Below are 23,271 nucleotides of genomic sequence, written 5' to 3'. Positions count from 1 at the left end.
TTCGCTTATTTAGAGAGCTCGGCGGTCATATGGACCTGGTTGCCGGTGTACGCTTCAGTGATGTGGTAGGAAGCGCCTTGTTCTTTCGCAATGGTCGCGATTTTCGCTTCTGCGCTGTCCAGGGTGTCTGCTGTTACGCTCACCGGATGAGCGAAGCTAGCGAAAGAGACCAGGGAGAGCATACCGGCAGCGGCGAGTAATTTTACGTTTTTCATGGTGTTTGTCCTTTTAACTTTTATGGTGGAAAGCGTGTTTGCTTTCGATGGGCTTATAATAAGTCTGCTAACTATAACGCGCGTGGCAAAAAGTGCGATTTAGATCACATTTTTATGGCGGTTTGATGACGGAGATATGAATGTTTCTCTATTTTTTAATTTAAAAACAATGGATTAGTGATTATTTTTTGATGGGAGTATCACGCGGACTGCCTGCGATCAGAATGTAGAATGCGCCTCATTTACGCGGTTACCATTCGTTGTATGAATTAGTTGGGCGGTTTTTAGCCGCCGTTGGGGCGGATTCGGACGATTCGCAATAGCCCTCTGGCGGCCATTTCGGCATGCTGAGACGGCCATTTCTCTCATGCCCTGGCGTTAGGCTTTCCGCGCTGTAAACATCCATCACCCCGTTTTGATCTATCAATAAGCATTTATTAATAGTTATCGATTATCTGTTATATAACTTAATGAAACGTGAACAAATGTATATTTGTCGGCGAATAAATAGCATTCTTTGACGCCGATAGCACCAGCGAACTTATATTTTTAAGTTCGTTACCTGACGCCTTAAATATTGCGGCTCCCGGTCAGTCGAAGATTCTATTAGCAGTGGCATAAATCAGCATCGCCTGATGTTTCTGGTTCTATGCGAATTCACAGTGTGCTCATTGATTCGTAATTCACTCTGACAAGGAAATGGCAATGAAAAAGGTTCTTCTCTCTGCAGCAATGGCAACCGCGTTTTTTGGCATGACTGCTGCCCATGCAGCTGATACCAATGTTGGCGGCGGCCAGGTTAATTTCTTCGGTAAAGTTACCGATGTATCCTGTACTGTTTCTGTTAACGGCCAGGGCAGCGATGCGAACGTTTACCTGTCTCCGGTAACTCTGACTGAAGTTAAAGCGGCAGCAGCGGATACTTACCTGAAACCGAAATCTTTCACCATTGACGTCTCTAACTGCCAGGCTGCTGACGGCACCAAACAGGATGACGTAAGCAAACTGGGCGTAAACTGGACCGGCGGTAACCTGCTGGCTGGCGCTACCAGCAAACAACAGGGCTACCTGGCGAACACCGAAGCTTCCGGTGCTCAGAACATCCAGCTGGTACTGTCTACTGACAACGCTACCGCGCTGACCAACAAAATCATCCCGGGTGACAGCACTCAGCCGAAAGCGAAAGGCGACGCTTCCGCTGTCGCTGATGGCGCGCGTTTCACCTACTACGTAGGCTACGCCACCAGTGCGCCGACCACTGTGACCACTGGTGTGGTTAACAGCTACGCGACTTACGAAATTACTTACCAGTAATTCCGTCAGAAAATAAAACTGCCCCGCGATGGGGCAGTTAATAACAATAATAAAGCGGCGATGACCGCCGCTTGTATTTTTATTCTGAGGTCAGCATGAAGCGTATTGCCCTTTTTTTCTGTTTCATTTTTAGTTTTGCGGCCCACGCCAACAATATTATTGTTAACGGTACCCGCTTTATTTATCCAGGAAATGAAAAAGAAATAACGGTACAGCTTTCAAATAACGCCGACCGTCCGGCGCTGGCGCAGGCCTGGCTGGATAACGGCGATGCCGATGCCACACCGGATACCATTACCACCCCGTTTATTATCACCCCGCCGATTTCGCGCGTTGACGCCAAGAGCGGCCAGACGCTGCGTATTAAGCTCGGCAGCAGCGCCGGTCTGGCGAAAGATAAAGAGACGCTGTGGTGGCTGAATCTGTTGGAAATACCGCCGGTGGTGGCCAATCAGAAAAATGAAGGCCAGAACGTGCTGCAGCTGGCGATCCGTTCGCGCTTTAAATTTATTTATCGTCCTGCCGGACTGGGCAACCGCGATGCGGCGGCCGAGAAGCTGACCCTGACCGCCAGCGGCAGTAGTCTCGCCATCAGCAACCCGACGCCGTTCTACATTACCGTCAGCCGTATTTCCCGCGACGGCGGTAAAGCCCTGAACAGCAAAACCGTGATGCTGGCGCCGCAGTCCAGCCAGACGGTGGCGCTTTCCTCCGCCGTCAACCGCGGCGAAACCCTGACCGTTAACAACATTAATGACTATGGCGCCGATGTCGCAGTGAAAGTGGCCGTTAAATAAGGGAAAAGCTAATGAAGCAGAGGTCATTCTGCCCGGGAAGATTAAGCACCGCGATCGCCATCGCGCTGTGCTGCTTTCCGCCATTTTCCAGCGGACAGGAAAACCCGGGAACGGTATATCAATTTAACGACGGCTTTATTGTCGGCAGTCGCGAAAAGGTCGACCTGTCACGCTTCTCGACCAGCGCGATTACCGAAGGCACTTACTCCCTTGACGTCTACACCAACGACGAATGGAAAGGGCGCTACGATCTGCGCATCGCGCGCGACAAAGACGGTAACCTTGGGGTCTGCTACACCAAAGCGATGCTGACGCAGTACGGCATCGCGGCGGAAAAGCTCAATCCGCAGCTGAGCGAACAGGAAGGCTACTGCGGTAGCCTCAAATCCTGGCGCAACGAAGACAACGTCAAAGACAACCTGGTCCAGTCCTCCCTGCGGTTGAACATTTCGGTGCCGCAGATCTATGAAGATCAACGCCTGAAAAACTATGTCAGCCCGGAGTTCTGGGACAAAGGCATTACCGCGCTTAATCTTGGCTGGATGGCCAACGCCTGGAACAGCCACACCTCTTCGGTCGGCGGGTCGGATAACAGCAGCGCCTACCTTGGCGTCAATGCCGGCCTGTCGTGGGACGGCTGGCTGCTGAAGCATATCGGTAACCTGAACTGGCAGCAGCAGCAGGGTAAAGCGCACTGGAACAGCAACCAAACCTATCTCCAGCGGCCGATCCCGCAGATCAACTCCATTGTCAGCGGTGGGCAGATCTTTACCAATGGTGAATTTTTCGACACCATCGGTCTGCGTGGGGTTAATCTTTCCACCGATGACAATATGTTCCCGGACGGCATGCGCTCCTATGCCCCGGAAATTCGCGGCGTGGCGCAGAGCAACGCCCTCGTCACCGTGCGCCAGGGCAGCAACATTATCTATCAGACCACCGTTCCGCCGGGGCCGTTTACGCTGCAGGATGTCTATCCATCCGGCTATGGCAGCGATCTTGAGGTTTCGGTAAAAGAGGCGGATGGCTCGGTGGAAGTGTTCAGCGTGCCTTACGCCTCCGTTGCTCAGCTGCTGCGTCCGGGCATGACCCGCTACGCGCTCTCCGCCGGTAAAGTGGACGACAGCGGGCTGCGCAATAAGCCGATGCTCTATCAGGCGACCTGGCAGCACGGGATCAATAACCTGCTGACCGGCTACACCGGGGTCACCGGCTTTGACGACTATCAGGCCTTCCTGGTGGGCACCGGGATGAACACCGGGATCGGCGCCCTCTCTTTTGACGTCACCCATTCTCGGCTGAAAAGCGATAGCCATGATGACTCGGGGCAGAGCTATCGCGCCACCTTTAACCGCATGTTCACCGATACCCAGACCAGCATCGTGCTGGCGGCGTATCGCTACTCGACGAAAGGTTATTACAACCTCAACGACGCGCTGTACGCCGTCGATCAGGAAAAAAACAGCCGCAGCAACTACACCCTCTGGCGGCAAAAAAACGGCATGACCTTCACGGTAAACCAGAACCTGCCTGACGGCTGGGGCGGGTTTTATCTCAGCGGTCGTATTTCCGATTACTGGAACCGCTCCGGGACCGAGAAGCAGTATCAGGTCAGCTATAACAATTCGTTTGGTCGTCTCTCCTGGTCGGCGAGCGCCCAGCGCGTCTATACCCCGGACAGCTCCGGCCATCGCCGCGACGATCGCATTTCACTCAACTTCAGCTACCCGCTGTGGTTTGGCGACAACCGCACCGCCAACCTGACGTCGAACACCTCGTTCAACAACTCGCGCTTTGCCAGCTCGCAGATTGGTATCAACGGTTCGCTGGACAGTGAAAACAACCTTAACTACGGCGTGTCGACCACCACCGCCACCGGCGGTCAGCATGATGTGGCGCTCAACGGCAGCTACCGTACGCCATGGACCACCCTCAACGGCAGCTACAGCCAGGGCGAAGGCTATCGTCAGAGCGGCATTGGCGCCAGCGGGACGATGATCGCCCACAGCGGCGGCGTGGTGCTCTCACCGGAAAGCGGCTCGACGATGGCGCTGATTGAAGCCAAAGACGCGGCCGGCGCTATGCTCCCGGGATCGCCGGGCACCCGCGTGGACAGCAATGGTTACGCCATCCTGCCGTATCTGCGCCCGTACCGAATTAACGCCGTCGAGATCGACCCGAAAGGCAGCCATGACGACGTGGCCTTCGATCGCACCGTGGCGCAGGTTGTGCCGTGGGAAGGCAGCGTGGTTAAGGTGGCGTTTGGCACCACGGTGCAGAACAACCTCACCCTGCAGGCGCGCCAGGCGAACCATGAGCCGCTGCCGTTTGCGGCGAGTATTTTCTCCCCCGACGGCAAGGAGATCGGCGTCGTCGGTCAGGGCAGCATGATGTTTATCAGCGATGCGAACGCCAAACGCGCGATTGTGAAGTGGAGCGGCGGGCAGTGTTCGGTGGATCTGGGGCAGCAAACAACAAAGGATAGCGTATGTCGCTGAGGAAATTACTGACGCTTTTTATCGTCTTGATGGCGCTGGGCACCACCTCGTCCTGGGCCGTCTGTACGCGCCTTTCTTCGCCAACGGTGATGCTGGACATGGTGGTGGGCAGGGTGGTGGTGCCCCCGGATCTGCCGGTGGGTTCGGTGATCCTCACCCGCGACTGGACGATGAGCGCCCCCGGCGGGGCGAGCTATCGCTGTACCTCCGGCACCAACCGCTTCGCGGCGAAGATCGTGTCGCCAGGGGCCACGGACCTGGGGAATAAAATTTATTCCACCAACGTGCCGGGAATTGGTATGCGTTTCAGCCGCGGTGGCGCGACGGTGAATATCGTCTATCCCGACGTCTATTCGTCCCGAGTGTATAACACCACCAACTATTCCCTTGAAGGATCACGTTTTACGCTGGAGATTATCAAAACTGCGGCAACCACCGGCAGCGGTACCCTCGCGGCGGGAAAATACACCTCCTACGACTGGGAGAGCGGCGGCAACCCGATCCTCGAAACCTATCTGAGCGCCAACGCGATCACCGTGGTCTCGCCCTCCTGTTCGGTATTGAGTGGGAAAAATATGAATGTTGATGTGGGCGCCATCAGACGTACTGACCTGAAAGGGGTTGGCACCACCGCGGGCGGGAAGGATTTTAATATTGAGCTGCAGTGCAGCGGCGGCCTGAGTGAAACGGGATATGCCAACATCAGCACCTCTTTCTCCGGCACCCTGGCTACCAGCACCACCGCCACCATGGGCGCCTTGCTGAATGAAAAGGCCGGCAGCGGGATGGCGAAAGGCGTCGGCATCCAGGTGCTGAAGGATGGATCCCCGCTGCAGTTTAATAAGAAATATACCGTTGGCCGCTTGAATAATCAGGAGACCCGCTACATCACCATACCGCTGCACGCGCGCTTTTATCAGTATGGCCCGACGACCAGCACCGGTGAGGTGGAGTCGCATATGATCTTTAACCTGACGTACGATTAATACGGGAGGGGGAATGAAGGGATTGCCGAAACATACTATCGCGTGGCTGCTGCTCTGCGGCAGCCTCGCCGTCCCCTCGGCGTGGGGTTTCGAGACTAATTACGACCGCGGACGGGTCGATTTTGCCGGGCGGGTGACGGATATCTCCTGCAGCGTCGCGCTCAATGGCGGCCAGCATGCCGGCAGCGGCAACGTCTGGCTGGCGCCGGTCAGCCTGGCGGAAGTGCACGATCGCGGGGCCGGCGCGTTTATGAAGCCGCAGCCTTTTACCCTGGCGCTGTCAAACTGCCAGCTACGTCATGACGGCGGCGCCGCTTCGCAGGACGAGGTGCGGCGGGTCAGCGTTCGCTGGATCGACGGTTTTTTACTGACGGCGGTCGGCAATGAGAACGCGGGCTATCTGGCTAATACCTTGCCAGACGGCGCGCAGAATATTTATCTGGCGCTGTCGACCAATGATAATAATACGCTGGATAAGAGTAATAAAATTGTCCCTGCGGATCCGCAGCAAAATCAGGTGCATTTACAGGAAAACGCGGTCAGCGGCGGCCTGTTCACCTATTATGTGGGCTACGTTTCGCCGACCCCGAAAAGCGCCACCAGCGGGCCAATTACCAGCTGGGCAACGTGGGAATTAGTTTATAATTAAGCGGGACGAAAAAGCCGGGCAAGCCCGGCTTTTTTATATGCCAATATCGTCGGCAACCAGTTGCTCAATGCTGACTTCCTGCCAGTAATGCCCCTGAATAGCAAACCACTCCATACCCTGCAGCCATTTTTTATGGGCTTCGCTTTCCACGCCTTCAATAATCACGTTGTGATGATTGCGGGATAAAAAGGTGACCAGCGCATCCATCAGCTGACGGCCGGACTCTTTGCGCATCAGATGCCAGAAAAAATCTTTATCAATTTTGACATAGTCAAAATGATAACCGCTGATGGCGTTAATCCCCGCGTAGCCAGAGCCGAAGTCATCGAGCCACAGCGAGGTATCCTGCGGGCTTTGCCAGGCGGCCAGGGAATTATTCAGAAGTTTCTCGGCGTTTTCGGTCACTTCAAAATGGACGCAGGTCAGGGCGGCGATTTTCTCTTTTATTTCCTTCTGGCGCAGCAGAGTCAGGATATGGTCATCAACGTTAATGGTAGCGGAAATATGGTTACGTAAAAACCATGCTTTATGCTGTTCAATCAACCCCAGTTGCTCGAGAAAAATACGTTCACGAACTGCCGCGGTGGCATGGCGGAAAAAATATTCTGGCGAAACGGGAAGATTATCGAAGCGGCTTAAGCATTCAACCGCGACTAAGGTACCTTGTGGGGAAAACATTTTCTGAAAGACGTAGCGTACAGCGATATCATTACGAGATAAAATGTTGTCTTCGAATATTTTAGTGTTCATTATCCCTCTTCACGAGGTTAGTCAGACAATAAGCAGAGGATAGGTTAATTATAGGCTACCTGATGATTAATGGGAATGGCAGGAAATGTAAATCAACAACGAATAAGTACGCTTTATCCGCTATTGATTTACCTCTGCGTAATTTAGCATTGATGGAGGGCGGCAATACGCTGGTTCATCGTGCGGGAATTATCAATGCCCAGCTTTTGCATGATATGGATTCGATGGCTGTGGACCGTTTTATGGGCAATGCCGAGCAGGGCGGCAATCCGCTTATTATTATTGTTGGCAATCAGCAGCTCGAGGATCTGGCACTCCCGCGGCGACAGTTGTTTGCGCAATCGTCGCGGCGGTTGTTCGCTGGCGCCCTTCGCCCGCTGGATAATAGAAGCAAACATAGATAGCGGCGATTTTTCACTAATAATCATGGCATTATCGACGGTTATTAACTCTCTGCACAGTCCGGCAATGTCGCTTTTTATCATCAGCACCGGCTGCTGGCAGCGTTGCAGGGAAAGGCGGAGCGCATTCAATAGATCAACGATTCTGATGGCAGAAATATCCTTATTGATTAAATTGAAAATAACCGTTTGGGCCTCAGGCAGCTGTTTCCCATGGATGACTTCGTCATAGCCAAAACGGGTGGCGTTTTCATGACTATCAATAAGGTAGTGATAGATTGAGTGACCAATGAGATTATCATTGGTGTACAGCAATATACTTTCCAAGGGTATCAGATTCTCTTTTTTCGCTTGGCTTCTAAGATCAGGTCCAGCAGAATTTTCTCTATTCTGCGCTGGTCGTCGAGATGGCGGAACTTAAACTGGCAGGATATCTGATAGTAGCTTTCGCTCTCTTCATTAGGGTCATCAAGGGTGATAATAATGACATTCTTTACCACCAGGTCGATGGTGATCTCGCCATATTCCGCCAGCATCAGTACGGCGTTTTTCAGCAATGCGTTATGACTGAGGAATTTCAGATTCGGCGTTTTGGTCATCAGTGCGCAACCGCCGTCTGAAATGTCCTTGATGTCGAAAAGATAGTTTTCGCCATTTTTATGGCGACCGCGGCAATAAAAATCATGCTCGTGGCGTAAACGAAAGCGGGGATCGCGGCGACGCTGCACCACCTGCAGGCATTCAGGCAAGGAAAAGGCGTAGCGGATACCTTTATCGACACCGCTATTGTCATGTTTTGTCAGGGCCGCATTAAACTCTATTTTCCCTGAATCGCTATGCAGGAGAAAGCGAATTTTATGCCCGGGCGGGATTTTGCGATGGGTCTGAATATGGAACTCGGCAAAGTCCACGCGCGTCAGTTGGGTTATGATACTGGTGTTGTTAAAAAATATTTCAATTTCAGTACGTTTGCGCAACTCCTCTCTGAAAATAGCAATAATTTCATACTTACTGGTCTTTATCGTTCCCTCTGTCATGTGCATCCCTTGTAAATAGTTGTCGTGAGGCGTTTGATTTTTCTTATAGCAATAGCAACATTCTGATTGGGTTAATCAGATGTTTTTATGAGCGTTTGATGTTATTGACTATCTTTGCAGCCAGATTGATATGTATAAACTTGGAATTCGATATTGTGTTTCCTGTAATCAAGCGTTTCAAATTTTGGTCATGACAAAAACGACAACGGCCTCCAAGCTGGAGACCGGTCGAAGGATAAAAAACTTAAGTTTAATTAACGGGAATAATGAGAGAACGATCGTCGATCACGCCCCATTTGTAGGATCTATAGTGCCAGCAGTGATGAGGTTTTTCCAGGCAAATATTGAGGAGGGAAGTCGTTCCCTCCTTTCGGCATGACGGGTCAGGGATGCTTGCGGGTGGCGATATTATCCAGGGTACGCAGCGCATCCGCCGGCAGAATTAGCCCGGCGGCGGCAATATTTTCCGCCAGGTGCGTCCGGGATGAGGTGCCTGGGATCAGCAGAATATTGGGCGCGCGCTGGAGTAGCCAGGCGAGGGCGACCTGCATCGGCGTCGCCTCAAGCGAGGCCGCGACCTCGTTCAGCTCCTGCGCCTGCAGGGGGGTAAAACCGCCCAACGGGAAGAAGGGAACCCAGGCGATGTGCTGGGCGGCCAGCGCATCCACCAGCGCGTCGTCGGCGCGATGGGCAATGTTATAGAGGTTTTGCACGCAGACGATAGGCGTCATTTTCTGTGCATCCGCCACCTGCTTTGCCGTCACGTTGCTGAGGCCAATATGGCGGATCAATCCTCGCTCCTTCAGCTCCAGCAGGGTGGCGAGCGGCGCCTCCAGCGACCCTTCCACCGGGCCGTGGGGGCTCAGCATACTGCGCAGGTTCACCACCTCCAGCACGTCGAGCCCCAGGTGACGCAAATTGTCCTCGACGGCCTGGGTCAGTTCAGCGGGCGACATGGCCGGCAGCCAGTTGCCTTTCTCGTCACGGCGGGCGCTGACCTTGGTGACAATGCACAGATCGTCGGGGTAGGGGTGGAGCGCTTTGCGGATCAGCTGATTGGTCACATGGGGGCCATAGAAATCCGAGGTATCGATATGGTTTACCCCGGCTTCGACGGCGGCCTGCAGCACGCGCACCGCTTCTTCTGGATCTTTCGGCGGGCCGAAAACGCCGGGGCCGGCCAGCTGCATGGCGCCGTAACCCAACCGATAGACCTGGCGATCGCCGAGCGTGCCGCGACCGGATAAGGTGACACTGGACATAGGAACTCTCCTCACGGTGGCTAAGCCGTAAGTGTAATGCGCTAACAAGGAAGGGAAGGGTGAGAATATTGTCAGAATGTGCGACAGCGGCTCAGGCAAGCCGCTGTCGCCGGAGACGGATTAGCCGAAGAACATCACGGAGACGCAGAGCAGGCCGACCACCAGAGTGATGGCGTTACCCACCGAGCGATACGGCTTCAGCGCCGGGATAAGCCAGGTTGACAGCGTGGGCATGATAAACAGGATCATGGCGATAAGCGGTCCGCTGATGGCGTAGATCATCGAGATCGCATTCGGGTTGATAAAACACACCGCAAAGGTGAAGGCAGAGACCAGCATGATCGACATCGCGCGGTTGAAGGCGCGGCTCTTGCGCACGCCCATCAGGCCCAGCGAGCTTTTGACGATTTCGCTGGCGCCTTCAATGACCCCGAAGTAGGTGCCGAGAAAGGATTTCGACATGGCGACCACGGCGACAATAATGCCGGTCACCGCCAGCCAGCCCGGCGCGCCCGGCACCATCGACAGGGCGGAGAGGATGGTCACCCCCTGATCGCGGGCGGTCTCAATATAGGTCGCCGGGATGGCCAGCAGGCAGCTGAAGACGAAAAACAGCACGCTGGCGCAGATGATGGTATAGGCCACCTTCATGATTTTTTTGCATTTACCCATGGCCAGGTCGCCGTGCTTCTCCTGCTGGTCGATAGCAAAAGTCGAGATGATCGGCGTATGGCTAAAAGCGAAAACCATCACGGGTATGGAGATCCAGACCTGGTGGAGCGTCTGCGAGCTGAACTGCATCTGGCTGGTGAGATGTTCCGGATGCCAGTCGCGGATTAAATAGAGGGAGAGAAACAGGAAGCAGGCGATAAGCGGGAAGACCAGAAAGCCCATCACCTTGATGGTGATTTGCCGGCCCATGAGAAAGATCAGGTTAAGGACCAGCACGACCCCCAGGCTCAGCAGCGCGCGTAGCGCAGGCGTCATCGGCGTGCGATGTGCCACCTGCTCGGCCAGCGAGTTGGTAATGGCCACGGCGTAGATCAGCACGACCACAAAGAAGGCGAGGAAATAGAGCCCGGTGATCAGGTTGCCAATTTTCTTACCATAGTAGTGATTTACTGCGCCGGTGATCCCGGTTCCCGGCGCGATATTGGCCGAGAGAATAAACTGGCTCAGCGCTTTGTGAGGCCAGTAGGTGAGCGGCCAGGCGACCAGCGCGGTGATGAAAAGGACAATGGCGCCAGCCGAACCCAGCTGGATCGGTAGAAATAGCGTCCCAGCGCCTACTGCAGTGCCATATAAGGCAAAACTCCATAGAGTTTCTTCTTTAGACCAAATTTTAGACATTATGCGACTTTATCAACCGTCAAACCAAAAAAAAGGAGTGCAATTTACCATATTTATGGTTCGTCTGTTGCGATAGTTTTTGGTGATAAAGTCGCGGCGGATCGCGAAGGATCCGCCGCGGGGCTAGCCGCGCGCCGCCTGGCGCGGGCGGCGACGACGGATCACGCGCTCGCGCAGGGTGTCCCAGACCCAGTTAAACGCCATGGTGTAGGGCAGGAAGAAGAGCATGAAGCCGATCTCCAGCATAAACGCCTGCAGCAGCGATACCCCCAGCACGATGGCCACCATGGTGACGCCGATGATAACAAAGCCGGTCTCGAAGCCGATCGCGTGCAGCGCCCGCACTTTCAGCCGGCGAGGGACGCGGGAGACTGGCCATAGGCGATCGAAAGCCGCGTTATAAATGATGTTCCATACCATCGCCAGGGTGGCGAGCAGAATGCTCAGTCCGCCCATCTCCACCACCGAACGCTGCATCAGCCAGGCGGCGGTGGGAGCGAGGATCAGCGTCGCCAGCCCTTCGAAGGTGATGGCGTGGATAACGCGCTCGGTGAGCGTCTTGCGCTGATGTGGGGTCTGTTGCATGGCGAGCTACCTCCAGTTTTAGCCTGAACAGGAAATTACCCGGCAGTTTATGGAAAAATATGATAAACAAAAGATAGAAACCATCGATAAAGTAGATACATCATGCGTTATTCACCGGAAGCGTTAACCGCCTTTGTCGAGGCCGTTGACAGCGGGTCGTTCTCCGCCGCCGCCCGTCGCCTGCGCAAAAGCCAGTCGACGATCAGTACCGCTATCGCCAACCTGGAGGCTGATCTCGGGGTGACCCTCTTCGATCGGGCAACGCGGCAGCCGACGCTGACGCCGCAGGGGGAGCAGGTGCTGAGCTATGTCAAAGCGATCCTCGCCGCCAGCGAGCGGCTGGATGAGCTGGCGGTATCGCTGTCCGGCGAGACGGAGCCGCGGCTGACCTTTGTGCTCTCGGACACCCTGCACCCGGACGTGCTGGAAGATCTGCTTGTGCAGTTTGACCGCCGCTTCCCTCATACCGAATTTGAATGCTTGATTGGCGAAGATGAGGACGTGATCGATCTCCTGCAAAAATCCCGCGCCCAGGTGGGACTGATTGAGGCGAGAGAGCGCTACCCGACCGATATCGGCAGCACCCGCCTGCCGCTGCAGACGGCGATGGGCATTTACGTGGCGCCTGACCATCCGCTGGCGGGGCAGGGCAAGGTTGTCTGGGATGAGCTGCGCAGCTGGCGCGAGCTGCGTTTGAGCACCTTTCTGGCCAGCGCGACGGAGCCTGCCGCCGGGCAGGTCTGGTCGGCGCCAAACTACCTGCTGCTGCTCAGCATGGCGGTGCAGGGCTTCGGCTGGTGCATTCTGCCCTGTGCGCTGGTGGCGGAGTTTGCGCCGCAGGGCGGACTGGTGGCGCTCGATATCCCCGGCTGGCCGCGGGCGATTTCGGTGGATCTGCTGTGGAATAAGAAAGCGCCGCCCGGGGCGGCCGGCAGCTGGCTGCGTCAGCATCTGCAGCGGCGTGAGCGTTAACGAATAGCTATTTCTTTGTGATTGGCTTCACTTTTTTTAAACAATTACAAAGTTTTTTGATAACAATTATCTAGTATATCGCTGTTTCTTTGCGCAAAAGCACGGGCAGGGGTAGAGGATGAAGGATGTCGTGATCGTCGGGGCGCTACGTACGCCGATTGGCTGCTTTCAGGGCGCGTTATCGCGCCATTCAGCCGTTGAGCTGGGCAGCGTGGTGGTGAAGGCGCTGGTGGAGAAGACGGGAATCGATCCGCAGAGCGTGGATGAGGTGATCCTCGGCCAGGTGCTGACCGCGGGAACCGGGCAAAACCCGGCCCGTCAGTCTGCTATTCGCGGCGGGTTGCCCAACACCGTATCGGCGATCACCATTAACGACGTCTGCGGTTCCGGCCTGAAAGCCCTGCACCTCGCCACCCAGGCGATCCAGTGCGGGGAGGCGGACGTGGTGATCGCCGGCGGCCAGGAGAACATGAGCCGCGCTCCGCATGTCCTCACCGACAGCCGCACCGGCGCCCAGCTGGGCAACAGCCAGCTGATTGACAGCCTGGTCCATGACGGCCTGTGGGACGCCTTCAACGATTATCATATGGGCGTCACGGCGGAGAACCTCGCCCGGGAATATGGCATCAGCCGCGAACTGCAGGACGCCTGGGCGCTCAGCTCGCAGCAGAAGGCGCGCAAGGCGATTGATTCCGGACGCTTTCGCGATGAGATTGTCCCGGTCGTTATCGAGCATAACGGCGCGGCGCGCACCGTGGATACCGATGAACAACCGCGGGTGGATGCCAGCGCGGAAGGGCTGGCCAGCCTGCAGCCTACCTTCGATCGTCTCGGATCGGTAACCGCCGGCAACGCCTCCAGCATCAATGACGGCGCGGCGGCGGTGATGATGATGAGTGAGGCGAAAGCCGAGGCGCTGGGGCTGCCGATCCTTGCGCGGATCCGCGCCTTCGCCAGCGTCGGCGTCGATCCGGCGCTGATGGGCATCGCGCCGGTGCACGCCACTCGTCGCTGTCTTGAGCGGGCCGGCTGGCGGCTGGACGACGTCGATCTGATCGAAGCCAATGAGGCCTTTGCCGCTCAGGCTATCTCCGTTGGCCGGGTACTGGAGTGGGATGAGCGACGGGTCAACGTTAACGGCGGCGCGATCGCCCTCGGCCACCCCATCGGCGCCTCCGGCTGTCGGATTCTGGTGTCGCTGGTGCATGAAATGATCAAGCGCGATGCGCGTAAAGGGCTGGCGACGCTGTGCATCGGCGGCGGTCAGGGCGTGGCGCTGGCGGTAGAACGCGCGTAGCGCTACATGTCGATTTCCATGGCCTCCTGCGGGAGGCCTTTTTTATGCGCCGCGCTTTGCCGACCCCTCTTTTTTCACCCGTATTTCCCTCACCCACCGCCAATTTATTGAGCTCCGTCACGTCTTGTTGTGCCACCTTTTTTGAAACAAATAACTACGATCCTGGTCACTAAAACTAAGGTGCTTAAAAAATAAAATAACGTTTCATAAAAACGAAATGACATTTTATTTATTATAAGGGGTACCCTATGTTGAAACGATCTCTGGTTCTGGCCGCCCTCTGCGGTATGTCTTTTGCGGCAACCGCGGTCACGATAGATTTACGTCATGAATTTATTGATGGCGGCAAGAGCGATAAAAGCAATGCTGACCGCGTCTCGGTGTCCCACCGCTTCGCCAACGGGCTAGGCTTTACCGTAGAGGCCAAATGGCGTTCAGGCGGCGACAACGGTTCGCAACCCTATTCGGACGTGGTGGGCAACGGCCATGAAGACACCATCAGCTGGCGCTGGAAAGCGACATCGAACCTGTTCCTCACCCCCGGGTTTACCATAGAGAGCAACGATAGCCGCTCCATCTACAAGCCGCACCTGCACGTACAATACAGTTTCGACAATGGCTTCTATGTCGCCGCTCGCTATCGCTATGAGTACACCCGCTATCCGAATGATGCCGGCAAAGATGATGACAAGGTGAATCGCGGCGACGCGTGGGCCGGGTTTGCTCTCGGCGACTGGCGCACCGAGCTGAACTATGTCTATGCCCGCAGTTCGGAAGGGGTGAATCGTAACGACAACAAACCCTACTCGCAGGAATATAACGTGAAGGTGGCCTATAAGCTGGATAACAACTGGTCGCCGTATGGTGAAATCGGCAACGTCGGCGTGAATGACCGCAGCGATCGCCAGACCCGTTTCCGCGTCGGGGTGGCTTACTCATTCTGATTTCCATCAGGCCCTCATCGTCTGTTTTCCCCGGCGCCGTCAGCCGGGGTTTTTTATGGGCCAAAGCGGGGGAACAAAAAAAAGCCCTCCGCGAAGGAGGGCAAGGCCAGTTACAGAAAAACGTTCGCCGGGGCTCAGGCGCTCAGCATCGGCGGATGGTCAGGTAATTTCGCGATATAGATGGCCGGCTTGCCGTCTTTATCAGAGCTGAACAGAATGGCGCTGTCGTCCGGCGTAAACGAGGGGTGCGGGTGCGTCACCTGGCGGCTGTTGGCCACCGTCGCCCACGAGGTATCATGGCGCGCGACGCGGAAGTAGCGCTTCTCCGCCACGTTAAAGACGTACAGATAAGGATCGTTATCAATGGAGTAGCCGCCGGTATCTTTGACATCCACCGGCGTGCCTGATCCATCGCCCACCAGCAGCGTACCGTCGAAATTGCTCATCAGATGCGAGCAGGCGGGCATCGTCATCAGGGCCTCGTTGACGCCGCTCTCCGGATCAAAGCGATAGATCGTCCGCCCCTGCTGGCCTTTCAGATAGGAGACGTAGATCAGCGCTGAACCGTCCGGGACCCAGAATTCATGGGTGCAGCTTTCCCCCGGGGCATGCGCTTTGACTTTACGCACGTTGCTGCCATCTTCATTCACCAGCCACATGCGGGCGTCAACCAGATCGTGCGGCCCTTCATGGCAGAAGGCGACGGTATGGTCGTCGAAGGGACGATAGATCGGGTGTCCCAGCCAGATTTTTTCCTCATGGATCACCTGGCTCTCACCGCTGCGCAGGTCGACGCGCAGCAGGCGGCAATGCGGTCCTTTGTGGAAGAAGTCATGAAAAATCTGCCAGTCGTTGAGCGGCGTCCAGTCGCTTTTCGCAATCTCAATGCCTACCAGTTTGCTGCAATCGCTGTTTGCCACCCAGGTGCCATAGCCGACCCACGCCTCGCTGACGCGGTAAACTTCACGCTCGGTGAGGGTGGTGAGGTTCACCTCCAGCAGGGTACGGTCATTTTTCACGTAATAGAGTGACTTATCGTCCGGGGAGAGGAAACCGCCGAAGGTGTTATCCCCGGCGCCTTCCGTCAGCTGAACGGCTTCGGCGCTGGCGATATTCAGCAGATAGTAGTTCCAGTGGCCGTCAAACTCGCCGGCGAACAGTAAATGGCTGCCATCGTTAAAAAAGCATTTCTGATAGAAGTAGTTGCGATGACAGGTGACCTCCGGGGGGGTTAAGCGGGTGACTTCCGCCCCGGTATCCGGATCGCGGCTGACGTGGTAATTCAGTTTGACCCGCATGCCTTTAGCCATGTAGTGCTCCTTTCTTTCCTGCGATGCCGCTGGACCAGAGGCGTGTCGCTGAGTGATGTGTTTTAAAAGATGGGTGTCAATTTATCAAAACAACGTTTCATTATTTGTGATATCCCACGCAGTTCAGCGTAATTCCTGCATCTTCTGCGGCCTGCTGGCCTCACTTTGGCCGCCTCTCCGGACAACCGATTGAATCATCATCCTTTTAAAACCGCTTCCTGTCCGGCGTGGGTTACCGGATCCGTTCGCGTTTTCTTTTTTTGTAATCGGCGTCATAAAAAATGAAACAACGTTTTAAATATCATTGAAAATGACAGAGGGCGGGGCTAAGATGGCACCCATCAGTAAAACGGAACTCTGTTTTATTTTTATGATGGGCTATGCCCGTGAGTTCGCCCCACGCTCAGTCGCGCCGCCGGCGCGAGCCGGGCCGAGAGAACCTTGCCTGCATACTGCAGGCTCTGAACGACTAAGGAACACATTATGATTCTTGATGCATTCTCCCTGCAGGGAAAAGTGGCCGTCGTGAGCGGATGCGATACCGGTTTAGGTCAGGGGATGGCCCTCGGGCTGGCGGAAGCGGGCTGCGATATCGTCGGTATCAATATTGTCGAGCCGGTGGAAACCATCGAGCGGGTGACGGCGCTGGGACGCCGCTTTCTCAGCCTGACTGCCGACCTGCGCCAGATCGACGGTATCCCTCAGCTGCTGGAGCGGGCGGTGGCGGAGTTTGGCCATATTGATATTCTGGTCAACAATGCCGGCCTGATCCGCCGCGAGGACGCGCTGGCGTTCAGCGAAAAGGACTGGGACGACGTGATGAACCTCAACATCAAGAGCGTATTTTTCATGTCCCAGGCGGCGGCGAAGCACTTTATCGCCCAGGGCAGCGGCGGGAAGATCATTAACATCGCCTCGATGCTGTCGTTCCAGGGCGGGATCCGTGTGCCGTCGTATACCGCGTCCAAAAGCGCGGTGATGGGCGTTACCCGCCTGCTGGCCAACGAGTGGGCTAAACACAATATCAATGTCAACGCCATCGCCCCGGGGTATATGGCGACCAATAACACCCAGCAGCTGCGCGCTGACGAGCAGCGCAGTAGCGAAATCCTCGACCGCATTCCCGCCGGGCGCTGGGGCCTGCCGGCCGACCTGATGGGGCCGGTGGTCTTCCTCGCTTCCCCAGCCTCCGATTACATCAATGGCTACACGGTGGCGGTGGACGGCGGCTGGCTGGCGCGCTAACCGACGGTGACGGCCGGCGCGGCACACACCGCTCCGGCCGTCTGAGCAATTATTGTCCATACCGTAAAATGAGGATCGTCCATATTCCATAATGCAGAATTAATGTTACCGCCCTGTATGAACAGGGTTATTAACGATGCGAAACGAATTTTTCGTTACGTTGAAAGTTTAATGTCCATCACAAAACCCATCTTGCCAGCAAAATAGTCCATATCTTTGGCGTATCCAGCCTGACAAACCCCTCCGCCAGTCACGTACTTTCGTCCTATGTCTTTCTCTGTGTGGCAGGAATAAAAATGACTTCAATCAGTAACGACTCTGCATTAACGCCGCGGGCGCAACGTGACACCCGGCGGATGAACTGGTTTGTTTCTATCGCCGCGGCGGTGGCGGGGTTGCTCTTTGGCCTGGATATCGGCGTGATATCCGGGGCGCTGCCCTTTATTACCGACCACTTTACCTTATCCAGCCAGCTTCAGGAGTGGGTGGTCAGCAGCATGATGCTGGGGGCGGCGATAGGCGCGCTGTTTAACGGCTGGCTGTCGTTCCGCCTTGGCCGCAAATACAGCCTGATGGCGGGAGCTGTGCTCTTTGTCGCCGGCTCTATAGGCTCCGCTTTTGCCGCCAGCGTCGAAGTGCTGCTGGTGGCCCGCGTGGTGTTGGGGGTGGCCGTCGGGATCGCCTCTTATACCGCGCCGCTGTACCTCTCCGAAATGGCCAGCGAGAACGTGCGCGGAAAAATGATCAGTATGTATCAGCTGATGGTGACCCTCGGCATTGTGCTGGCGTTTCTTTCCGATACCGCCTTTAGCTACAGCGGTAACTGGCGCGCCATGCTGGGCGTGCTGGCGCTGCCGGCGGTGATCCTGATCGTTCTGGTCGTCTTTCTGCCGAACAGCCCGCGCTGGCTGGCGGAGAAAGGGCGCCATATCGAAGCGGAAGAGGTGCTGCGGATGCTGCGCGATACTTCGGAGAAGGCGCGCGATGAGCTTAACGAGATCCGCGAAAGCCTGAAGCTGAAGCAGGGCGGCTGGGCGTTGTTCAAGGTCAATCGTAACGTGCGCCGGGCGGTGTTCCTTGGCATGCTGCTGCAGGCGATGCAGCAGTTCACCGGCATGAACATCATCATGTACTACGCCCCGCGTATTTTCAAAATGGCGGGCTTTACCACTACCGAACAGCAGATGATCGCCACCCTGGTGGTGGGCCTGACCTTTATGTTTGCCACCTTTATCGCGGTGTTCACGGTGGATAAAGCGGGCCGCAAGCCGGCGCTGAAAATCGGCTTCAGCGTGATGGCGCTGGGCACCCTGGTGCTCGGCTACTGCCTGATGCAGTTCGACAATGGCACCGCCTCCAGCGGCCTCTCCTGGCTTTCCGTCGGCATGACCATGATGTGTATTGCCGGGTATGCGATGAGCGCGGCGCCGGTGGTGTGGATCCTCTGCTCTGAGATCCAGCCGCTGAAATGCCGCGACTTCGGCATCACCTGCTCCACCACCACCAACTGGGTGTCGAACATGATCATCGGCGCCACCTTCCTGACGCTGCTTGACGCGATCGGCGCCGCCGGGACCTTCTGGCTCTACACGGTGCTCAACGTGGCCTTTATCGGCGTCACCTTCTGGCTGATCCCGGAGACCAAAAATGTCAGCCTTGAACACATTGAGCGCAACCTGATGGCGGGCGAGAAGCTGCGCAATATCGGTAACCGTTAATGTGAGGCGCGCGGCAACCACGGGCTGGCGACCTTGCGCGTCTCCCGATGGTTGTCGCCGTGAATGATATGCAGGGCGCTCAGGCGCCCGATGTCGTAGTGCGGCAGCTGCACCGTGGAGAGCGGCGGCAAAAACAGATCGCCAATTCCTACCATATTGTCGTATCCCACCACCGCCACGTCCTGTGGAATGCGTAACCCCTGGCCCAGCAGCGTCTGATAGACCATAAAGGCGATGCGATCGTTACCGCAGATCACCGAGTCGAAGCCGGGTTTACCCTCGCGGATATGCGCCAGCACCACCGCGGGAATATCGTGGTAATGCTCATCGCCCTGGGCCATATATGAGTGGGTCAGGCTCTCCGGTTCGATGCCCGCCTCCCGGCAGGCGCGCTCCAGCCCCTGGCGGCGGCGGATTGTCGCCAGCTGGCTGGCGGGTAAGTGCAGGCACAGCGGACGACGATAGCCGGCGGCAAGCAGGGCTTTTACCGCGTCGTACTGGCCCTGTTCATCGTCCGGGATATAGCTGGCCACCGGCTGGCTGAGGCTTTCGCAGTTAGCCAGCACGCAGGGCAGGGTCAGCAGTTTGTCCGGCAGCGGCACCTGACGCAGGCCCATGGTGGTAAAGATGATGCCGTCCGGACGGTGGGAGAGGAGCAGGTCGACCACTGCTTCCGGCCGATCGTCAGAAAACATATTGACCACAAAGCTGTTCCAGCCGTGGGCGCGGGCCGTTTCTTCGATCGACAGGGTGATTTCCACCGAAAAGGGCGTGGTGACGGTATCCAGCGCCAGCACGCCGATGGTGCTGGGGGTGGCCCGCGCCCCGCGGATCTTTTTCGCCGACAGGTCGGGGACGTAGTTGGTTTCGGCGATGGCGGCCTGTACGCGGGCCAGCGTCTCCGGCTTCAGCCGCTCCGGGGTGTTCAGCGCCCGTGAGACGGTCATCAGAGATACATTCGCCAGTTTTGCTACATCTTTCAGGGATGCCATTTTTTCCTCCGCCATAGCTGCAGAGTACAGGCTATACAACTAAGTCGCTGATGTAAAAGCGTGAAACGATTTTCTGCTAACGCCGTCGTGAGCGATGTTGCGGTTGATTTTTGATCGCGATCGCATCTTCGTTATGTTAACGTTAACTTTTGTGATTAACATCATATATCGCAGCGAATCCCTCTGCGCTTTGTTTTTTGTTAACGTTACCATAATTGCATTCCTCTAACACGAGAATGTCATGATGAAAGCGCATCACTCACACAGCTACCCGTTGCTCAGTGCCTTACTGTTTTTCTTTTTCGTGACCTGGTCGTCATCCGGCTCCTTGCTCTCCATCTGGCTGCACCAGGAGGTGGGGCTGAAGGCCGGCGATACCGGTATCATCTACGCCGTTCTGTCGGTTTCCGCGCTGTTTGCGCAAGTTTGCTATGGCTTTATCCAGGATAAGCTGGGGCTGCGCAAACGTCTGCTCTGGTATATCACCGCGCTGCTGATCCTCTCCGGTCCGGCGTATCTGCTGTTCGGCCATCTGCTGAAAATTAACGTCCTGCTGGGCAGCATCTTCGGCGGGATCTACATCGGCTTGACCTTTAACGGCGGCATTGGCGTGCTGGAATCCTATACCGAGCGCGTGGCGCGCCAGAGCCAGTTTGAATTCGGCAGGGCGCGGATGTGGGGCTCGCTGGGCTGGGCAGTGGCCACCTTCTTCGCCGGTCTGCTGTTTAACATCAACCCGCAGCTTAACTTCCTCGTCGCCAGCTGCTCCGGACTGGTGTTTTTTATTCTGCTGGCCCGGCTGCGCGTCTCCTCGGCACCGCATGCGATGCAGGAGGCGGTTTCGGGCGGCAAGGTGACCCTGGAAGATGCGCTGCGCCTGCTGACGCTGCCGCGCTTCTGGGCGCTGGTCTTCTTCGTCATCGGCACCTGCATCTACGGCGTCTATGACCAGCAGTTCCCGGTCTATTTCTCATCGCAGTTCGCGACCCTGCAGGAAGGCAATGAGATGTATGGCTACCTTAACTCCTTCCAGGTGTTCCTCGAGGCGGCCGGCATGTTCTGCGCGCCGTGGCTGGTGAACCGCATCGGCGCCAAAAACGGTCTGATTTTCGCCGGCATGGTGATGGCGATGCGCATGGTGGCCTCCGGCCTGGTGGAGGGGCCGCTGCTGATCTCCATCACCAAACTGCTGCACGCGGTGGAGCTGCCGATACTGCTGGTGGCTATCTTTAAGTACAACAGCATCAACTTCGATAAACGCCTCTCCTCCACCCTCTATCTGGTGGGCTTCGCCTGCACCAGCTCGATTATCGCCAGCGTATTGTCGCCGCTGGCGGGCTACAGCTATGAAAAATATGGCTTCGCTCAGTCCTATCTGATCATGGGCCTGCTGGTGTTCTGCACCACCTTTATTTCCATCTTCTTGTTGCGCTCCGGCAAATCCTCCGCCGATCCGCTGATGTCGCAACCTACCGCTATCTGAATCAAAAAGAGTGAAAACGATGACTTACACAATCTCCAGGGCTGAACAGGTACTCCAGACACAACGCCAGGCGCTCAATCTGCGCTGGTATCCGCACTATCACCTGGCGGCCCGCGCCGGGTGGATCAACGACCCAAACGGTCTGGTGTGGTTCGACGGCTGGTACCATGCTTTTTATCAACATCACCCGTACTCCACCCAGTGGGGGCCGATGCACTGGGGGCATGCACGGAGCAAGGATCTGGTGCACTGGGAGCATCTGCCGGTGGCCCTGGCGCCGGAGGGGCCGGAGGATAAAGACGGCTGCTTCTCCGGCTCGGCGGTGGTCGATGGCGATACCCTGGCGCTGATTTACACCGGGCATAAATTCCACGGCGACCCTGGCGACGAAGCCAATCTGTATCAGGTACAGTGCCTGGCCACCAGCCGGGACGGGATCCACTTCGAGCGCCAGGGGATGGTGGTCGACACTCCGCCGGGCATGCACCATTTCCGCGACCCGAAGGTCTGGCGGGAGGGAGACAGCTGGTACATGATCGTCGGCGCGCGCGAAGGCGACACCGGTCAGGTACGGCTGTACCGTTCAGCCGATCTGCGCCAGTGGCAGGACGCGGGGGTGCTGGATGAAGCGGAAAGCACCATGGGTTATATGTGGGAGTGCCCGGACTTCTTCACCCTCAACGGCAAACGCGTCCTGATGTTTTCCCCGCAGGGGATGCAGGCCGAGGGGTTCCGCAACCGCAACCTGTTCCAGAGCGGCTATCTGATCGGCGAGTGGCAGCCGGGGCAGCGATTCGTCCGCCACGGCGAGTTCACGGAGATGGATCACGGCCACGATTTCTATGCGCCGCAAAGCTTCGCCACCCCCGATGGCCGGCGGATCGTGATTGGCTGGCTGGATATGTGGGAATCGCCGCTGCCGGAGCAGCAGGACGGCTGGGCGGGCATGCTCTCCCTGCCGCGCGAGCTGAGCCTGAGCGCGGATAACCGCCTGCAGATGCGCCCGGCGAAAGAAGTGGAGAGCCTGCGCGGCGCCTGGTTCCCGTGGCCGGTAAGCACCCTGAACAATCAGCAGACCACGATGGTCGACAACTGCGAGGCGATGGAGGTCAACCTGCGCTGGAACTGCGCCAGCAGCAGCGCCGAGCAGTATGGTCTGCGCTTTGGCGATGGCCTGCGCCTCTACGTGGATGCCCAACAGCAGCGTCTGGTGCTGGAGCGGCATTATCCGCAGTATGGCCTGTGCGGGACGCGCAGCGTACCGTTGACCGCCGGGGCGGATCTCAATCTGCGGATATTTTTCGATAGCTCTTCGGTGGAGGTTTTTGTCAATGACGGCGAGGCCTGCCTGAGCAGCCGTATCTATCCGCAGGCTCCCTGCCGTGAATTAGCGTTATTTGCCTGGAGCGGTTCGGCGGCATTAACCGAAGCCGGAGCCTGGCAGCTCGAATAATAAAAAGGCTGTT

At 56.6% G+C, this 23,271-nt stretch carries 22 protein-coding genes; 13 read left to right on the top strand and 9 right to left on the bottom strand.

The window, feature by feature from the left end; genetic code table 11:
• Positions 1–5: 5 nt before the first annotated feature.
• Positions 6–215: a YdgH/BhsA/McbA family protein gene (locus GQR96_RS20215; RefSeq protein WP_002916131.1), complete on the bottom strand. Its 210-nt coding sequence runs from the start codon at positions 213–215 to the stop codon at positions 6–8.
• 705 nt (positions 216–920) lie between these two features.
• Between GQR96_RS20215 and mrkA the strand changes: the two genes are divergently transcribed.
• The 5 genes from mrkA (at position 921) to mrkF (ending at position 6,459) form a co-directional block, all read left to right on the top strand.
• Positions 921–1,529 (top strand): type 3 fimbria major subunit MrkA, encoded by a 609-nt coding sequence (gene mrkA, locus GQR96_RS20210; protein ID WP_000756959.1) that lies wholly within the window; start codon positions 921–923, stop codon positions 1,527–1,529.
• 95 nt (positions 1,530–1,624) lie between these two features.
• A complete protein-coding gene (gene mrkB, locus GQR96_RS20205; protein ID WP_004205383.1) occupies positions 1,625–2,326 on the top strand; it encodes a type 3 fimbria chaperone MrkB in 702 nt (233 codons plus the stop codon).
• A gap of 11 nt (positions 2,327–2,337) precedes the next feature.
• Positions 2,338–4,824, top strand: a complete 2,487-nt coding sequence (gene mrkC / locus GQR96_RS20200; RefSeq protein WP_004205384.1) for a type 3 fimbria usher protein MrkC — start codon at positions 2,338–2,340, stop codon at positions 4,822–4,824.
• Positions 4,815–5,810, top strand: coding sequence for a type 3 fimbria adhesin subunit MrkD (gene mrkD / locus GQR96_RS20195; RefSeq protein WP_004205385.1), 996 nt, complete (start codon positions 4,815–4,817; stop codon positions 5,808–5,810). The genes mrkC and mrkD overlap by 10 nt, the downstream gene beginning before the upstream one ends.
• 13 nt (positions 5,811–5,823) lie before the next feature.
• On the top strand, positions 5,824–6,459 hold the full coding sequence (mrkF, locus tag GQR96_RS20190; protein WP_004205386.1) for a type 3 fimbria minor subunit MrkF: 636 nt from the start codon (positions 5,824–5,826) through the stop codon (positions 6,457–6,459).
• Positions 6,460–6,492: 33 nt separating this feature from the next.
• Here mrkF and GQR96_RS20185 read toward each other — a convergent pair whose 3' ends face one another.
• The 6 genes from GQR96_RS20185 to GQR96_RS20160 all read right to left on the bottom strand — a co-directional run bounded on the left by GQR96_RS20185 (position 6,493) and on the right by GQR96_RS20160 (position 11,844).
• Positions 6,493–7,209: a cyclic-di-GMP phosphodiesterase MrkJ gene (locus tag GQR96_RS20185; protein WP_004205387.1), complete on the bottom strand. Its 717-nt coding sequence runs from the start codon at positions 7,207–7,209 to the stop codon at positions 6,493–6,495.
• A 143-nt stretch (positions 7,210–7,352) separates the two neighbouring features.
• Positions 7,353–7,925, bottom strand: coding sequence for a transcriptional regulator MrkI (locus GQR96_RS20180; RefSeq protein WP_004205389.1), 573 nt, complete (start codon positions 7,923–7,925; stop codon positions 7,353–7,355).
• A gap of 17 nt (positions 7,926–7,942) precedes the next feature.
• On the bottom strand, positions 7,943–8,647 hold the full coding sequence (gene mrkH, locus GQR96_RS20175) for a transcriptional activator MrkH (RefSeq protein WP_004205390.1): 705 nt from the start codon (positions 8,645–8,647) through the stop codon (positions 7,943–7,945).
• A 383-nt stretch (positions 8,648–9,030) separates the two neighbouring features.
• The gene (locus GQR96_RS20170; RefSeq protein WP_017899257.1) at positions 9,031–9,909 is read right to left on the bottom strand and encodes an aldo/keto reductase family oxidoreductase; all 879 of its coding nucleotides are present in this window, start codon (positions 9,907–9,909) and stop codon (positions 9,031–9,033) included.
• Between the two features lie 120 nt (positions 9,910–10,029).
• Positions 10,030–11,259 (bottom strand): amino acid permease, encoded by a 1,230-nt coding sequence (locus GQR96_RS20165; RefSeq protein WP_004205392.1) that lies wholly within the window; start codon positions 11,257–11,259, stop codon positions 10,030–10,032.
• A 123-nt stretch (positions 11,260–11,382) separates the two neighbouring features.
• Positions 11,383–11,844 (bottom strand): multidrug/biocide efflux PACE transporter, encoded by a 462-nt coding sequence (locus tag GQR96_RS20160; protein WP_004205393.1) that lies wholly within the window; start codon positions 11,842–11,844, stop codon positions 11,383–11,385.
• Positions 11,845–11,946: 102 nt separating this feature from the next.
• On the opposite strand from GQR96_RS20160, the gene GQR96_RS20155 reads away from it, so the two are divergent.
• The 3 genes from GQR96_RS20155 (at position 11,947) to ompK26 (ending at position 15,057) form a co-directional block, all read left to right on the top strand.
• On the top strand, positions 11,947–12,816 hold the full coding sequence (locus GQR96_RS20155) for a LysR family transcriptional regulator (RefSeq protein ID WP_004205395.1): 870 nt from the start codon (positions 11,947–11,949) through the stop codon (positions 12,814–12,816).
• Between the two features lie 118 nt (positions 12,817–12,934).
• A complete protein-coding gene (locus GQR96_RS20150; RefSeq protein WP_065905373.1) occupies positions 12,935–14,113 on the top strand; it encodes an acetyl-CoA C-acetyltransferase in 1,179 nt (392 codons plus the stop codon).
• A 248-nt stretch (positions 14,114–14,361) separates the two neighbouring features.
• Positions 14,362–15,057, top strand: coding sequence for a KdgM family porin OmpK26 (ompK26, locus tag GQR96_RS20145; protein WP_004205398.1), 696 nt, complete (start codon positions 14,362–14,364; stop codon positions 15,055–15,057).
• A 134-nt stretch (positions 15,058–15,191) separates the two neighbouring features.
• On the opposite strand, the gene GQR96_RS20140 is transcribed toward ompK26, so the two are convergent.
• Positions 15,192–16,367: an oligogalacturonate lyase family protein gene (locus GQR96_RS20140; protein ID WP_065905372.1), complete on the bottom strand. Its 1,176-nt coding sequence runs from the start codon at positions 16,365–16,367 to the stop codon at positions 15,192–15,194.
• A gap of 483 nt (positions 16,368–16,850) precedes the next feature.
• On the opposite strand from GQR96_RS20140, the gene kduD reads away from it, so the two are divergent.
• Positions 16,851–17,612 (top strand): 2-dehydro-3-deoxy-D-gluconate 5-dehydrogenase KduD, encoded by a 762-nt coding sequence (gene kduD, locus GQR96_RS20135; RefSeq protein ID WP_012540639.1) that lies wholly within the window; start codon positions 16,851–16,853, stop codon positions 17,610–17,612.
• A gap of 296 nt (positions 17,613–17,908) precedes the next feature.
• A complete protein-coding gene (locus tag GQR96_RS20130) occupies positions 17,909–19,330 on the top strand; it encodes an arabinose-proton symporter AraE (protein WP_032456582.1) in 1,422 nt (473 codons plus the stop codon).
• On the opposite strand, the gene GQR96_RS20125 is transcribed toward GQR96_RS20130, so the two are convergent.
• Positions 19,327–20,322, bottom strand: coding sequence for a LacI family DNA-binding transcriptional regulator (locus tag GQR96_RS20125; RefSeq protein WP_004205404.1), 996 nt, complete (start codon positions 20,320–20,322; stop codon positions 19,327–19,329). The two genes, GQR96_RS20130 and GQR96_RS20125, sit on opposite strands and share 4 nt — an antisense overlap.
• Positions 20,323–20,416: 94 nt before the next feature.
• Between GQR96_RS20125 and GQR96_RS20120 the strand changes: the two genes are divergently transcribed.
• The 3 genes from GQR96_RS20120 to GQR96_RS20110 are packed head-to-tail and all read left to right on the top strand — an operon-like array spanning position 20,417 to position 23,258.
• Positions 20,417–20,551, top strand: a complete 135-nt coding sequence (locus GQR96_RS20120; protein WP_048325637.1) for a hypothetical protein — start codon at positions 20,417–20,419, stop codon at positions 20,549–20,551.
• A 12-nt stretch (positions 20,552–20,563) separates the two neighbouring features.
• The gene (locus tag GQR96_RS20115; RefSeq protein ID WP_065905371.1) at positions 20,564–21,805 is read left to right on the top strand and encodes an MFS transporter; all 1,242 of its coding nucleotides are present in this window, start codon (positions 20,564–20,566) and stop codon (positions 21,803–21,805) included.
• A 19-nt stretch (positions 21,806–21,824) separates the two neighbouring features.
• Entirely contained in the window at positions 21,825–23,258 is a 1,434-nt protein-coding gene (locus GQR96_RS20110; RefSeq protein ID WP_065905369.1) for a glycoside hydrolase family 32 protein, read from the top strand.
• The last annotated feature ends 13 nt before the right edge of the window (positions 23,259–23,271 follow it).

Source organism: Klebsiella sp. PCX (assembly GCF_021869705.1).
GTDB lineage: Bacteria > Pseudomonadota > Gammaproteobacteria > Enterobacterales > Enterobacteriaceae > Klebsiella > Klebsiella quasipneumoniae.
This window is presented reverse-complemented; position numbering and strand designations above follow the sequence as displayed.

What these genes read in the sequence shown, in the direction of transcription:
- GQR96_RS20215 (WP_002916131.1), bottom strand. Translation starts at nt 215, where the DNA reads ATGAAAAACGTAAAATTACTCGCCGCTGCCGGTATGCTCTCCCTGGTC.
- mrkA (WP_000756959.1), top strand. Translation starts at nt 921, where the DNA reads ATGAAAAAGGTTCTTCTCTCTGCAGCAATGGCAACCGCGTTTTTTGGC.
- mrkB (WP_004205383.1), top strand. Translation starts at nt 1,625, where the DNA reads ATGAAGCGTATTGCCCTTTTTTTCTGTTTCATTTTTAGTTTTGCGGCC.
- mrkC (WP_004205384.1), top strand. Translation starts at nt 2,338, where the DNA reads ATGAAGCAGAGGTCATTCTGCCCGGGAAGATTAAGCACCGCGATCGCC.
- mrkD (WP_004205385.1), top strand. Translation starts at nt 4,815, where the DNA reads ATGTCGCTGAGGAAATTACTGACGCTTTTTATCGTCTTGATGGCGCTG.
- mrkF (WP_004205386.1), top strand. Translation starts at nt 5,824, where the DNA reads ATGAAGGGATTGCCGAAACATACTATCGCGTGGCTGCTGCTCTGCGGC.
- GQR96_RS20185 (WP_004205387.1), bottom strand. Translation starts at nt 7,209, where the DNA reads ATGAACACTAAAATATTCGAAGACAACATTTTATCTCGTAATGATATC.
- mrkH (WP_004205390.1), bottom strand. Translation starts at nt 8,647, where the DNA reads ATGACAGAGGGAACGATAAAGACCAGTAAGTATGAAATTATTGCTATT.
- GQR96_RS20170 (WP_017899257.1), bottom strand. Translation starts at nt 9,909, where the DNA reads ATGTCCAGTGTCACCTTATCCGGTCGCGGCACGCTCGGCGATCGCCAG.
- GQR96_RS20165 (WP_004205392.1), bottom strand. Translation starts at nt 11,259, where the DNA reads ATGTCTAAAATTTGGTCTAAAGAAGAAACTCTATGGAGTTTTGCCTTA.
- GQR96_RS20160 (WP_004205393.1), bottom strand. Translation starts at nt 11,844, where the DNA reads ATGCAACAGACCCCACATCAGCGCAAGACGCTCACCGAGCGCGTTATC.
- GQR96_RS20155 (WP_004205395.1), top strand. Translation starts at nt 11,947, where the DNA reads ATGCGTTATTCACCGGAAGCGTTAACCGCCTTTGTCGAGGCCGTTGAC.
- GQR96_RS20150 (WP_065905373.1), top strand. Translation starts at nt 12,935, where the DNA reads ATGAAGGATGTCGTGATCGTCGGGGCGCTACGTACGCCGATTGGCTGC.
- ompK26 (WP_004205398.1), top strand. Translation starts at nt 14,362, where the DNA reads ATGTTGAAACGATCTCTGGTTCTGGCCGCCCTCTGCGGTATGTCTTTT.
- GQR96_RS20140 (WP_065905372.1), bottom strand. Translation starts at nt 16,367, where the DNA reads ATGGCTAAAGGCATGCGGGTCAAACTGAATTACCACGTCAGCCGCGAT.
- kduD (WP_012540639.1), top strand. Translation starts at nt 16,851, where the DNA reads ATGATTCTTGATGCATTCTCCCTGCAGGGAAAAGTGGCCGTCGTGAGC.
- GQR96_RS20130 (WP_032456582.1), top strand. Translation starts at nt 17,909, where the DNA reads ATGACTTCAATCAGTAACGACTCTGCATTAACGCCGCGGGCGCAACGT.
- GQR96_RS20125 (WP_004205404.1), bottom strand. Translation starts at nt 20,322, where the DNA reads ATGGCATCCCTGAAAGATGTAGCAAAACTGGCGAATGTATCTCTGATG.
- GQR96_RS20120 (WP_048325637.1), top strand. Translation starts at nt 20,417, where the DNA reads ATGTTGCGGTTGATTTTTGATCGCGATCGCATCTTCGTTATGTTAACG.
- GQR96_RS20115 (WP_065905371.1), top strand. Translation starts at nt 20,564, where the DNA reads ATGATGAAAGCGCATCACTCACACAGCTACCCGTTGCTCAGTGCCTTA.
- GQR96_RS20110 (WP_065905369.1), top strand. Translation starts at nt 21,825, where the DNA reads ATGACTTACACAATCTCCAGGGCTGAACAGGTACTCCAGACACAACGC.